Origin of the sequence: Maribacter sp. X9 (genome assembly GCF_048537565.1) — a bacterium.
Classification (GTDB): Bacteria; Bacteroidota; Bacteroidia; order Flavobacteriales; family Flavobacteriaceae; genus Maribacter.
In genome coordinates this window covers 1,017,980-1,030,705 of sequence record NZ_CP183215.1, presented here as the reverse complement: position 1 = coordinate 1,030,705, position 12,726 = coordinate 1,017,980, and the positions used below count along the sequence as shown (strand labels likewise).

Sequence of the window (12,726 nt, the reverse complement as noted above, 5' to 3'; positions counted from 1 at the left end):
TTAAAGTCCTAACATTTTTTTCAACATCTCCGTATCAATCTCGGCACCGGCAAAATCGTCGAATGTCTTTTCAGTAGCTTCAATAATATGGTCCTGAATGAATTTTGCTCCTTCACGAGCACCTTGTTCTGGACTCTTGATACAACATTCCCATTCCATTACCGCCCAAACATCACAACCGTATTGGGTAAGTTTCGAAAATATCGTTTTGAAATCTATTTGACCATCGCCCAATGAACGGTATCTACCTGCCCTATTTCCCCAATCATTGTATCCACCAAAAGCACCTTTCTTTCCTGTTGGATTAAATTCAGAATCCTTTACATGAAAAGATTTTATAAACTCATGGTAATGGTCGATATAAGCAATATAATCTAATTGCTGTAGCACAAAATGACTTGGGTCATAAAGTATATTTACCCGTTTATGGTTTCCGGTGGCTTCCAAGAAACGCTCAAAGGTATCGCCATCATGTAAGTCTTCACCAGGGTGAATTTCGTAACAAACATCGACGCCTTCCTTATCAAAGTGATTCAATATTGGCAACCATCTTTTGGCCAATTCTTCAAATCCCATCTCCACCAATCCCGCAGGTCTTTGTGGCCATGGATGCATCGTATGCCATAATAAGGATCCTGAAAATGTTGCATGTGCATTTAAGCCCAAATGTCTACTCGCCGTTGCTGCCTTTTTAACTGTTTCAATCGCCCATTTCGTACGCTCCTTAGGATTACCATGCAGTTTTTCAGGCGCAAAAGAATCGAACATTAAATCATAGGCCGGGTGTACCGCTACCAACTGTCCCTGCAAATGCGTAGAAAGTTCCGTGATTTCAAGTCCATAAGAATTTACCTTCCCTTTTAGCTCATCACAGTAATCCTTACTTTCAGCAGCCTTGTCCAAATCAATAAGGAAACTTTCCCAAGTAGGTATTTGTATTCCTTTATAGCCAAGGTCTGCCGCCCATTTACACATTCCGTCCAAGGAATTAAAAGGTGCTTTACTATCTACGAATTGAGCTAAAAATACGGCTGGGCCTTTAATTGTTTTCATACGAAATCTACTATCTATTAAGTTATTCAATTAATATTAAGGTAATTAATACAGACCATTATGATTAATAATTAAAAATCACTCAGCCTTTTTATAAATCCTCTAAGGTTAAGGTATAAATATAGCAAATCCCTATACAAAAAGATAAAATTACGGCGATGAATAAAGAGGTAATTTAATACACTGTTGTGGATGGCACAGGTATTCGCGGTGGATTCATCGCTGAAGAATTACCCGAAAACGGATTAAAAATCAACTTATCAATATACTTAAACGTACAAGCTTTCTAGCCTTGATTTTTGCCGATTTTAACCCAAACCTGATTAAATTTTCTCGGGAAAATACTAGTTCAATTAAGGTTCACTATATTGTTGCACTTTTGAGTATAATTTAGACCTATGGAAAATACTTCTGTCAAAACTATGTGGGGCGACTTTTTAGAAGCCCATTTGGAACATGCTTTTGAAAGCGCACCAAAAACCACTTATTTCGGAGACAATGAAAAGGATGCCAACGAACTGGCGATTTTGGTGAAAAATGGCGTTAAAAAAGCGACGTCACACTCCTTGCTTGGACTACAACAACAAAACGAACCTTTACCTAAAATTGGTGAACTTACAGTAGTTACCAATTGGGAAGGTGAAGCTCAATGTATCATAAGAACGACAAAAGTCACCCTGAAGCCTTACTTTCTCATTAACGCTTCCTATGCCGAAAAAGAAGGTGAAGGCGACAAATCATTGACATACTGGAAGAAAGTACATTGGGATTATTACACCCGGGAACTGGCCAAATTTAACAGAGCACCTACAGACAGCATGATTGTGGTTTGTGAAGAATTTGACAAAGTTTTTTAAATACTATTCACTAGATCAACAAAAAAAAGAGCCGCTTAAAGCGGCTCTTTTTCATAGTTCTTAAATTAAGCTTAGGCTTCTAGAGAAACCCAGGTATTCCCACCTTTATGTGACTCAACGGTAGCTTCTATAAAATTCATTCCACGTACCCCATCTGTCATCGTAGGGAATTCGCCGTCATTATATTTTTCACCTCTAATGGCCCGTGCCGCACCCAAGTAGATATTTGCCATGGAATCAAAAATACCTTCTGGATGTCCAGGAGGTAATTTAGTTCCTCCCAATGATAATTCAGAATTGTAGGCATGACCCGGTTTGTAAATTTGAGTCGGCTCGGTATCACTTAATTTGTATAAGAAATTCGGGTTTTCCTGCTCCCATCTAAAGGCCCCTTTTTCGCCATAAATTGCAATTGCCAGTCCATTTTCTTCTCCGGTGGCTACCTGGCTACCCCTTATAACACCTTTAACGTGGTCGCCCATACGAATCAACACCGTTCCGTCGACATCCATTTTGTTATCCTCATACAAGTAATTGAAATCGCATAACAATTTATCTACCTTTAAGCCCGTGGTATATTCTACCAAATTGAAGGCGTGTACCCCTATATCGCCCATACAAGAACTGATACCTGCCTTTTCTGGGTCTAATCTCCAGACAGACGAACGCTTTTCCTTATCATGGATTATGGTATTGATCCAACCTTGATAATATCTAGTATCGACTTTATGAATTTTACCTAAGGCACCTGCTTTGATCATCTCCCGCATTTGGCGTACCATAGGGTAACCGGTATAGGTATGTGTCAAGGCAAAGACGGTTCCTGCTTTTTCATGGGATTTCTGCAAATCTTTAGCCTCTTCTAAAGAAGTGGTCATTGGCTTTTCGCAAATCACATGAAAACCATTATCCAACAATTTTTTAGCCATTGGGTAATGCAGGAAATTTGGAGTTAAAATGGAACATACTTGAATACGTTCGTCTTCTGGAAGTTTCAATTCCTCTTCGATGAGCGTATCAAAATCCTTGTAAATACGGTTCAAGGGGACATCAATCTCCTTTGCGAAAGCTAAATTATCCTCGAAATTAGGATTGAATACCGCACCTGTAATTTGATAATTATCATTAATGAGGGATGCGACCCTATGTAAAACTCCAATCAGGGAATCTCCTCCCCCTCCTAAAATTCCTAAACGTATTTTTTTTGGCATTTGTTAACTATTTAAATTGATTAATTAATTTCTAAATCTATTTTCTTTCGCATTTCCCCTTTTACTTAACTAAAAAGTATACGATTATCACAAAGATACAAACCTAAATGAAACCGTACAGAGACCATAGCTCTCTTAGCAATAACTAAAACACACTCCTATTAGAGCATCGATCGATTCATGATTACCTTTATCATTTTTAAGGAAACTTCATTTCGACCAACAATAGTTTAAGGCTTAAACTTTATTTTCTCGGATTTGAAAAACACCCCGAATAAAACAAATACGACTAGGGCAAAACCTGCGGGGTAAATCCAAATCGTTTCCCAAACATGATTGCCATCGCTCAAAAGATAGGTTGTGGAAATTTGTCCGGCCACCCAAAATCCTATCAACATCCCTACTCCATAGGTGGCCAATGTAATTAACCCCTGTGCAGAGCTCTTGAATTTATCACCGGCCTTACTATCCGTATAAATTTGACCGGAGACAAAGAAAAAATCATAACAAATACCATGTAGCGCGATTCCTATAAGCAACATAAACCCCAGCCCCGTTACATCACCGAACGCAAATAGCAAATATCGTATGACCCAAGCGGCCATTGCAACCAGAATAGTTCTTTTAAAACCGAATCTTGTAAAGAAATAGGGTAGCAAAATCATGAAGACTATTTCAGATAATTGACCCAGTGTCATTTTTCCAGTGGGGTTTTCCATTCCAATCTCTACCAGGAATGGGTTAGCATTTTGATAATAAAATGCTAAAGGGATACAGATTAGGACCGACGAAATAAAGAATATCAAAAAGTTTCTGTCCTTGAACAAACTCAAAGAATCTAACCCTAGCAGCTCTTTTAAATTAAACTTTTCAGACGTAGTTGCCTTAGGTGGTGTTCTTGGCAGGGTAAAACTAAAAAGACCTAAAATCAAGGAGGCTATGGAGGTCATCAAAAAAGTGTTTTTAAGTAGCCCTGACCCAATATTCGTCTCTTTGTCCCAATTAAAAATATAACTGATTGAAAGTCCTGCAATAATCCATCCTAAGGTGCCAAAAACCCGTACCATTGAAAATTCCTTTGCCGGGTTTTTCATTTGATTAAAAGAAACCGAATTCACCAAGGCCAAAGTTGGCATATACAAAATCATATAGCCCAAAACCAAAAGATAAAAAGTGCCGAATTCAGTAGTGCCGTACATGGTATACATAAGCAAGGCCCCCAAGAGATGGAGCATCCCTAAAATTCGTTCCGCATTAAAATATCTGTCCGCAATAACCCCAATTACAAAAGGGGCAATAATGGCACCCCAAGACTGTGTGGAAAAAGCCAAAGCAATTTCACCATCTGTAGCATTTAAGTTATTTCCTAAAAAAGTGCCAAGGGTTACAAACCATGCACCCCAAATAAAGAACTCCAGAAACATCATGAAGCAAAGTTGTGCACGCACACTATTTTTCATGATCGAGTTTATCTTTTATAATGAACATAATCCAATCCGATCGGGGTTATGCCATTATTCCTAAAATCAACGGCTATTTGACCCCTATGGTTCGTCGAATGGTTGACAATATGGAACAGCATACCCTGTAGGGTATTCGTAAAAAGTCGGCCTTCGGAATTTTCGTAATCTATACGTTTATCAAAACCGTCTGCATTGGAGACAATTTCAAAAGAATTCCGCTGATTTTCATAATGAATATCTGCCCAATCCTTAATATCATGGTCTTGCCACACTTCATACTCCTCGCTCTTTTTCAACATACGTGCATTCCAAATATGATGTGCATTTAATATATGGCTAAAAAGAACTTTTGTTCTTGGAGGCACATCTTTCAACCCCAAACACTCTGTGATAAGTTTTTTATTGCAATAATAATTATAGTCAAAAATTTCATTGAAAAAAGCTTTCATATAGGCATACATTAACCCAATTCTTGGGACGCTTTTAACAACAAATCTCTAGTCGCAATAATGCCAGCTTCCTCACTTATTTCAGTACCTTCAAATTCAACGCCGATATAACCAGTATAACCCGCTTCTTTGACTATTTCTAACATCTTAACATAATCTATTCCGGTATCATATCCTTCTGCATTAAAATTATTGGATTTGGCACTCACCGCTTTTGCATAGGGCATTAATTCACTTACCCCTTTGTACTTGTCATATTCCTTTACACAGTCCCAACTATCTGGTTTACGCTCGATGCAGAAATTGCCAAAATCTGGTAGTGTACCGCAATTATCCATGTCCACATTCTTCATCACTTCTGCAAGTAGAGCTCCGTTGGAAGAAAGCCCTCCATGATTCTCCACTAAAATATTGATATTCTTGTCTTTTGCATAAGTGGCCAATTTGGTAAGTCCGTCAATTGAATTTTTCTTCCACTCTTCTGGATCGGCACTCCCACTTAAATTAACCCTTATGGCATGACAACTCATGGCCGCCGCTGCATCTACCCACTTTTTATGTTTTTCTACCGTTTCATTACGTTCATTCTCATCATTGACGGCCATTTCACCTTGACCATCAATCATGATCAATACGTTTTTCATTCCGTACTTTTCAGCTTCCGCATTTGATTTCGCCACGAAATTGGCCATAGCCTCAGGAGAATAACCGGCATTTGATAGTTCTGGATCATATAACTGACTCACATACTCCAAGCCTGTAAAGCCCCAGTTTTTTGCCTTTTCGGCAAATGTATAAGGATCAACCTTATCCTCTCTGATCATATTATGAATAGACCATTGCGCCAATGATAGTTTAAAAAAGGGTTCTACCGCTTTGTCATCTTTCATGGCGGCTGCCTCTTCGCTTTTTTCTTTTTTCGTATCCTTACAGGCATAGGTTCCTAAAATGGAAATTCCTAATCCTACAGTTGAGGTATTCCGTATAAAATTTCTTCTTTTCATGATGGGTTTTAGGTCTGATTTAAGATTTATGTTTTAGATTAAAGATATTTTAAATTGTTCATTATCCTTACTTTAGCTTAATTTTAAAGGATTTCGCAACAATTACGGGCATTAAATGTATAGAATTAATTTTATATTTAATAAATTTAGGGAATAAACAACTTTTATGAGCAAATTTTATTACAATGAAGAGCAAGGGTCTTACGACGCCATTGTGGTAGGAACCGGTATCAGTGGTGGTTGGGCCGCTAAAGAATTGTGTGAAGCAGGTTTGAAGACCCTCGTTTTGGAACGTGGCCGTATGGTAAAGCATATTGATGACTATATTACCGCAAATAAAGATCCGTGGGATTTTCCCAATGGAGGAGTTGCCACTAAAGAAATTATAGAGCAGCAACCCAAACAAAATAGAACCGGATATACTACGAGCCAAGCAAGCCATATGTGGTTCGTAAATGATTTGGAGCACCCTTACAACGAAACCAAACGCTTTGATTGGATGAGGGGATATCACCTTGGCGGACGCTCATTACAATGGGGCCGTCAAAGTTACCGCTGGAGCGATATCGACTTTGGTGCGAATAAAAAGGAAAACATCGCAATCGATTGGCCAGTACGCTATAAAGACATTGCACCATGGTACGACAAGGTAGAAACATACATTGGTGTAAGTGGAGAGAATTTAGGCTTGGAACAACTTCCTGACGGTCAATTTTTACCCATGATGGACTTAAACTGTGTTGAACAACATTTTAAGGAAAAAGTAGCCGAAAATTTTGACGGGCGAGTGGTGACCGCAGGTCGTGTCGCTCATTTAACGGGAACCAAGCAATTTGACGGAAGAAGTAAGTGCCAGTTTAGAAACAGATGTATAAGAGGTTGTCCTTTTGGTGCATATTTCAGTAGTCTTTCCTCAACACTTCCAGCTGCTGAAGCTACTGGGAACATGACCTTACGACCAGATTCAATCGTACATGAAGTAATGTATGATCCAGATACAAAAAAAGCGACGGGCGTAAAAGTTATAGATCGAGTTACCAAAGAAACACATGAGTTCAAAGCGAAAGTTATATTCCTTTGTGCTTCTGCAATAGCATCCACTTCAATATTAATGCAATCCAAATCAGATGCTTTCCCGAATGGTATGGGGAATGCGTCAGATCAATTAGGTCGTAACATTATGGATCATCATTTAGGAGTTGGGGCGCGTGGTAATTTTGACGGTTATGAGGATAAATATTATAAAGGAAGAAAACCAAATGGAATCTATATCCCAAGATTCAGAAATCTCGGTGGAAGCTCTGATCGCTCTGATTACAAACGCGGATTTGGCTATCAAGGTGGCGCCTCAAGAGGTAATTGGGAAGATACTGTGGCAGAATTGTCCTATGGAAAAGAACTAAAAGATGCGATATTAAAACCAGGGGGGTGGCAATTTGGCATGACCGGTTTCGGCGAAGTACTGCCATATGAAGAAAATAGATTTACACTTGATTATGATAAGTTGGACGATTGGGGATTACCGACCGTAACTTTTGATGCAGAATTCAAGGAAAACGAATGGAAAATGCGTGAAGACATGAAAGAATCGGCTGTTGACATGTTGACAAAAGCGGGCTTGAAAGATGTCACTCCTTATGACAATCCTGGAGCTTTAGGTTTGGGTATTCATGAGATGGGAACCGCACGTATGGGTAGAGATAGAAAAACCTCTGTATTGAACGGCAATAACCAATTGCATGATGTGCCAAATGTATATGTGACAGATGGTTCGTTTATGACATCTGCCAATTGTGTAAACCCATCATTAACGTACATGGCCTTTACGGCGCGGGCTGCAGATCACGCCGTAAAAGAACTCAAAAAAGGAAATATATAATGGATAGAAGACGCGTATTGAAAAATATGGGGCTGTCACTTGGATATATGGTGGCTACTCCTACTTTATTAGGAATTGTACAAAGTTGCAAGAACGAACCCGCCGTTACGTGGACACCTGAATTCATAACAAAAGATCAAGGACATGTGATTACTACGTTGGTGGATATTATATTACCGAAAACAGATACCCCTGCCGCTTCTGAGCTTCAGGTCGATATTTTTATTGACAGGTTCGCTAAGGATGTAATGGAAAAAAAGGATCAAGATTTCCTCAAAATGTCCATGGATAAATTTGTCAATAAAGCCTTGGCTGATTCAGGTAAGGAAAAGGGAGCCGATTTAACGGCAGAAGATCTAGAACCTGTACTCTCAAGCTCTTTAAAATATTCTAAGGATGATCAGACGGAAATGTTCGAAGCCATTACTAGTTATTCAGAAGCACTGGAAAAAGGTGAAAACCCTACCCTTGACGAGGAGACCACGAGATTTGCATTTGCCAATAATTTAAGAGGTTTGGTAATCTGGGGCTATAAAGCGTCTGAATATATTGGCGAAGAAGTTTTAGCCTATCTTCCGGTTCCTGGAGAGTATATCGCCTGTGGTGATCTTCAAGAGCTTACAGGAGGCAAAGATTGGTCCTTGTAAATTGAACAATAAGTAACCATTAGCAAAAGCCAAGAGTAAGATTCTTTCTATTTCTTGGCTTTTCTAGTTAGAAATAATATAATATGAAAAGAAGAAGCTTCATACAAAAATCAACCCTCGGTACGGGTGCTATAACTATAGGCAGTGCGCTCTCTTATGCCAATATTACAAGAACCTCGGGAGCGGCCCATCAATTCAATTTGAAGTACGCTCCCCATTTAGGAATGTTCAAGAATCTCGCTGGTGATGATCCCATAGATCAAATCAATTTTATGGCAGACCAAGGTTTTAAAGCATTTGAAGATAATGGAATGATGAATCGGGACATTGCCTTACAGGAAAAGATAAGTGAAACATTGACAAAACGTGATATGACCATGGGCGTTTTTGTAGTGGATAAGGGTGGCAATATGGAAAATACATTGGCAGCCGGCAAAAAGGAACACTTGGATATTTTCTTGGATGGATGCAAAAGAGCTGTCGAGGTTGCAAAAAGGGTCAATGCAAAATGGATGACCGTTGTTCCCGGGTCTTACCAAAGAAGCTTGCCCATTGGAATACAGAATGCAAATGTCATTGATGCCTTGCGCCGGGGTGCTGAGATTCTTGAACCCCATGGCTTGGTAATGGTTCTAGAACCACTATCAGACTCTCCTGACCTTCATTTACAGACTTCTGAACAAACGTATCTCATTTGCAAAGGTGTAGATAGCCCTTCATGTAAAATACTGTACGACATCTATCATATGCAAAAGAACGAAGGGAATTTAATTCACCATATGGATTTGACTTGGGATGAAATTGCCTATATACAGATTGGTGATAATCCTGGAAGGAATGAACCTACTACGGGTGAAATCAATTATAAGAACGTTTTTAAATGGATTCATGAAAAGGGATTTAATGGCGTTCTAGGAATGGAACATGGAAACTCTAAAAATGGTAAGGAAGGAGAGTTGGCGGTTATAGAAGCTTACAAAAAAGAAGATAATTTCATGTAATGTGAACATGGGCGATCATACTAATGTACTTTTCAACAACTTTCAAAATGCTTAAACACATTATTGGACTCAGGAATAGTATAAATAAAAATGCATTTCATCGAATAAATATAACTTTTCGATGAACCGCACAACAAAAATGTAGGTTTTTACCTACTTTTTTGTTCTTTTGTGTATGTCTTCATATGTATACCTACTTATCGTCTACACTATACTTCTAGTGATTTCTAAATTGTCCTATTCTATTTATAGAAAGTGGCAATCTAATTCATTGACCCTTTATAAGGCCAAGTTGATTTCAAAATGGAACTATTTTATTCACCTTAACAAACTGTATTTTAACAGTTTATTCAACGATTTCATCAAATTTCCGTAATCCAAATCCAAATTAAAGCCGTATATACCCTATTTCCCTACTACTAAATTCTAGGACAATTACGCAACAATGTTATTTAGAGTTACTGCTTGCCATTTAGTCTACCAGAGTTTTAGGCCTTATAGTAAACACAATATTTAAAAACACCCCATCTTAACCTCGGCTAGCCGCAATTAAAAAGACCCCGCATATACGGGGTCTTTTTATCAGTTGGTTAATCTAGTATCGTTTTTAAGACCCACACATTAAACAATCATCATCTGCTTGACCTTCTTTCGCTCTAGCGATCATTTCCTTCATCTCTTGTGGCGTTAATGGCTCTACATCCAATTCTGCTTGGGGCTGTAATTGGGTTGCTGCTTTTTGAGGTTCTACCATAACTGTTGCAGGCGTCATCACTTCAGTATCCACTGCAATACTAACAGGCTCTTCCTTTTTCTTTGTATTGTCTAACGTAAATTTAATAGCGTCTACAGCCGATTTAGTTCGCAGATAGTACATTCCCGTTTTTAAACCGCTTTTCCAAGCATAAAAATGCATAGAAGTCAATTTGGAATAGTTGGCATTTTCCATGAACAAGTTCAAAGATTGACTTTGATCAATGAAGTACCCTCTATGTCTGGACATGTCGATGATATCTTTCATACTAAGCTCCCAAACGGTCTTGTATAACTCTCTAATATCTTGTGGTATAGTTTCAATATGTTGAATGGAACCGTTGGCACGCATCAATTCCTGTTTCATATTTTCATTCCACATTCCTAGACCAACAAGGTCTTCCAAAAGGTGCTTATTGACCACAATGAACTCTCCGGAAAGCACACGTCTTGTATAAATATTTGAAGTATATGGCTCAAAGCACTCATTGTTTCCCAATATTTGAGATGTTGAAGCCGTTGGCATTGGAGCTACTAATAATGAATTTCTAACTCCATTCTTCTTTACTTCCTTTCTAAGTTTATCCCAATCCCATCTACCTGACAATTCCTCATCTTTAATTCCCCACATGTTGTGTTGAAACTCACCTTTTGATATTGGGGAACCTTTAAATGTAGAATAAGGACCTTCCTCCTTTGCCATTTCCATAGATGCGGTGACTGCGGCAAAATATAAAGTTTCGAATATTTCTTGATTCAGTTTTTTTGCTTCGTCACTTGTAAAAGGTAAACGTAACATAATAAAAGCATCCGCCAATCCTTGTACGCCAAGCCCTATTGGCCGATGGCGCATATTGGAGTTTTCGGCCTCCTTGACCGGGTAGTAATTACGATCGATTACTTTATTCAAGTTTTTCGTTACCCGCTTGGTCACCTTAAATAGTTCCTTATGATCAAATGAACCATTTTTTATGAACATAGGTAAGGCAATTGAAGCCAAGTTGCATACAGCAACCTCATCTGGTGAAGTGTACTCCATAATTTCTGTACACAAGTTAGAAGAGCGTATAGTACCTAAATTCTTCTGGTTACTCTTACGGTTGGCGGCATCCTTATACAACATATACGGCGTACCTGTCTCTATTTGTGATTCTAGGATTTTCTCCCATAATTCACGGGCTTTTACCTTTTTACGTCCTTTACCTTCCGCTTCGTATTTGGTATATAACTTTTCGAACTCTTCACTGTGGTTATTGTACAGACCAGGACATTCATTTGGACACATCAAGGTCCAATCTTCATTGGCCTCCACCCTTCTCATGAACAAGTCTGAAATCCACATGGCATAGAACAAATCTCTTGCCCGCATTTCCTCTTTACCATGATTTTTCTTAAGGTCTAGAAATTCATAAATATCAGCATGCCATGGTTCCATATAAATAGCAAAACTACCTTTACGTTTTCCACCTCCTTGATCTACGTAACGCGCGGTATCATTAAATACCTGTAACATAGGAACAATACCGTTGGATGTTCCATTGGTACCAGCAATATAAGAACCTGTAGCCCTTACATTATGAATGGACAGACCGATACCCCCAGCGGATTGGGAAATCTTGGCGGTTTGTTTTAACGTATCATAAATACCATCAATACTATCATCTTTCATCGCCAAAAGGAAACAAGAAGACATTTGCGGCTTTGGAGTACCTGAATTGAACAAGGTTGGTGTCGCATGTGTAAAATACTTTTTCGACATCAACTCATAGGTTTCTATGGCAGCATCCAAATCGTCAAGGTGAATTCCAACGGAAACGCGCATTAACATGTGCTGTGGACGTTCGACTATCTTTCCGTTTAATTTCAACAGGTAGGAACGCTCCAATGTTTTAAAGCCGAAATAATCGTAGCCGAAATCACGGTTGTAAATAATTGTAGAATCCAATCGTTCCGCATTTTCAGAAATCACCTTATAAACTTCATCTGAAAGTAAAGGTGCCTTTTTACCGGTTCTAGGGTTTACATATACATACAGATCGTTCATTGTTTCTGAAAACGATTTCTTAGTATTCTTGTGCAGGTTGGAAACGGATATTCGTGCAGCCAATTTTGCATAATCCGGATGGGTCGTAGTCATCGTAGCAGCAATTTCAGCAGCGAGATTATCCAATTCTGAAGTAGTGACTCCATCATAAAGCCCCTCAATAACACGCATCGCTACTTTTAAAGGATCTACAAGTCCATTAAGACCATAACATAATTTTCGTACTCTGGCCGTGATCTTATCGAACATGATCATTTCCTTTCTTCCGTCTCTTTTTACTACATACATGGGGCTACAATTATTTTAGGATTATTAATGTGTTAAATATTTTAACATTTTATTATAGGAGCGTAAAAACCTCCTTA

10 protein-coding genes are annotated in these 12,726 nt (G+C 38.7%); 4 read left to right on the top strand and 6 right to left on the bottom strand.

Annotation, left to right across the window (positions count from 1 at the left end; genetic code table 11):
- A complete protein-coding gene (locus ACNR9Q_RS04370) occupies nt 1-1,053 on the bottom strand; it encodes a sugar phosphate isomerase/epimerase family protein (protein WP_419213391.1) in 1,053 nt (350 codons plus the stop codon).
- Between the two features lie 398 nt (nt 1,054-1,451).
- On the opposite strand from ACNR9Q_RS04370, the gene ACNR9Q_RS04365 reads away from it, so the two are divergent.
- A complete protein-coding gene (locus ACNR9Q_RS04365) occupies nt 1,452-1,910 on the top strand; it encodes an ASCH domain-containing protein (RefSeq protein WP_419213390.1) in 459 nt (152 codons plus the stop codon).
- Between the two features lie 71 nt (nt 1,911-1,981).
- On the opposite strand, the gene ACNR9Q_RS04360 is transcribed toward ACNR9Q_RS04365, so the two are convergent.
- From ACNR9Q_RS04360 to ACNR9Q_RS04345, 4 genes are all read right to left on the bottom strand, one after another.
- A complete protein-coding gene (locus tag ACNR9Q_RS04360) occupies nt 1,982-3,121 on the bottom strand; it encodes a Gfo/Idh/MocA family protein (RefSeq protein ID WP_419213389.1) in 1,140 nt (379 codons plus the stop codon).
- Between the two features lie 230 nt (nt 3,122-3,351).
- A complete protein-coding gene (locus ACNR9Q_RS04355; RefSeq protein WP_419213388.1) occupies nt 3,352-4,581 on the bottom strand; it encodes a nucleoside permease in 1,230 nt (409 codons plus the stop codon).
- Nucleotides 4,582-4,589: 8 nt separating this feature from the next.
- A complete protein-coding gene (locus tag ACNR9Q_RS04350) occupies nt 4,590-5,033 on the bottom strand; it encodes a DinB family protein (protein ID WP_419213387.1) in 444 nt (147 codons plus the stop codon).
- An 11-nt stretch (nt 5,034-5,044) separates the two neighbouring features.
- On the bottom strand, nt 5,045-6,037 hold the full coding sequence (locus ACNR9Q_RS04345) for a sugar phosphate isomerase/epimerase family protein (RefSeq protein ID WP_419213386.1): 993 nt from the start codon (nt 6,035-6,037) through the stop codon (nt 5,045-5,047).
- A gap of 166 nt (nt 6,038-6,203) precedes the next feature.
- On the opposite strand from ACNR9Q_RS04345, the gene ACNR9Q_RS04340 reads away from it, so the two are divergent.
- The 3 genes from ACNR9Q_RS04340 to ACNR9Q_RS04330 all read left to right on the top strand — a co-directional run bounded on the left by ACNR9Q_RS04340 (nt 6,204) and on the right by ACNR9Q_RS04330 (nt 9,564).
- Nucleotides 6,204-7,916, top strand: a complete 1,713-nt coding sequence (locus tag ACNR9Q_RS04340) for a GMC oxidoreductase (protein ID WP_419213385.1) — start codon at nt 6,204-6,206, stop codon at nt 7,914-7,916.
- Nucleotides 7,916-8,563: a gluconate 2-dehydrogenase subunit 3 family protein gene (locus ACNR9Q_RS04335; RefSeq protein ID WP_419213384.1), complete on the top strand. Its 648-nt coding sequence runs from the start codon at nt 7,916-7,918 to the stop codon at nt 8,561-8,563. Before ACNR9Q_RS04340 ends, ACNR9Q_RS04335 begins: the two co-directional genes overlap by 1 nt.
- Before the next feature lie 83 nt (nt 8,564-8,646).
- A complete protein-coding gene (locus ACNR9Q_RS04330) occupies nt 8,647-9,564 on the top strand; it encodes a hydroxypyruvate isomerase family protein (RefSeq protein ID WP_419213383.1) in 918 nt (305 codons plus the stop codon).
- A gap of 607 nt (nt 9,565-10,171) precedes the next feature.
- Here ACNR9Q_RS04330 and ACNR9Q_RS04325 read toward each other — a convergent pair.
- Complete coding sequence (locus ACNR9Q_RS04325) at nt 10,172-12,649, bottom strand: ribonucleoside-diphosphate reductase subunit alpha (RefSeq protein ID WP_419213382.1); 2,478 nt, start codon at nt 12,647-12,649, stop codon at nt 10,172-10,174.
- Nucleotides 12,650-12,726: the final 77 nt, after the last annotated feature.

Coding starts and splice junctions, on each gene's coding strand:
- ACNR9Q_RS04365 (WP_419213390.1), top strand. CDS start 1,452: ATGGAAAATACTTCTGTCAAAACTATGTGGGGCGACTTTTTAGAAGCC.
- ACNR9Q_RS04330 (WP_419213383.1), top strand. CDS start 8,647: ATGAAAAGAAGAAGCTTCATACAAAAATCAACCCTCGGTACGGGTGCT.
- ACNR9Q_RS04335 (WP_419213384.1), top strand. CDS start 7,916: ATGGATAGAAGACGCGTATTGAAAAATATGGGGCTGTCACTTGGATAT.
- ACNR9Q_RS04350 (WP_419213387.1), bottom strand. CDS start 5,033: ATGAAAGCTTTTTTCAATGAAATTTTTGACTATAATTATTATTGCAAT.
- ACNR9Q_RS04360 (WP_419213389.1), bottom strand. CDS start 3,121: ATGCCAAAAAAAATACGTTTAGGAATTTTAGGAGGGGGAGGAGATTCC.
- ACNR9Q_RS04355 (WP_419213388.1), bottom strand. CDS start 4,581: ATGAAAAATAGTGTGCGTGCACAACTTTGCTTCATGATGTTTCTGGAG.
- ACNR9Q_RS04325 (WP_419213382.1), bottom strand. CDS start 12,649: ATGTATGTAGTAAAAAGAGACGGAAGAAAGGAAATGATCATGTTCGAT.
- ACNR9Q_RS04370 (WP_419213391.1), bottom strand. CDS start 1,053: ATGAAAACAATTAAAGGCCCAGCCGTATTTTTAGCTCAATTCGTAGAT.
- ACNR9Q_RS04345 (WP_419213386.1), bottom strand. CDS start 6,037: ATGAAAAGAAGAAATTTTATACGGAATACCTCAACTGTAGGATTAGGA.
- ACNR9Q_RS04340 (WP_419213385.1), top strand. CDS start 6,204: ATGAGCAAATTTTATTACAATGAAGAGCAAGGGTCTTACGACGCCATT.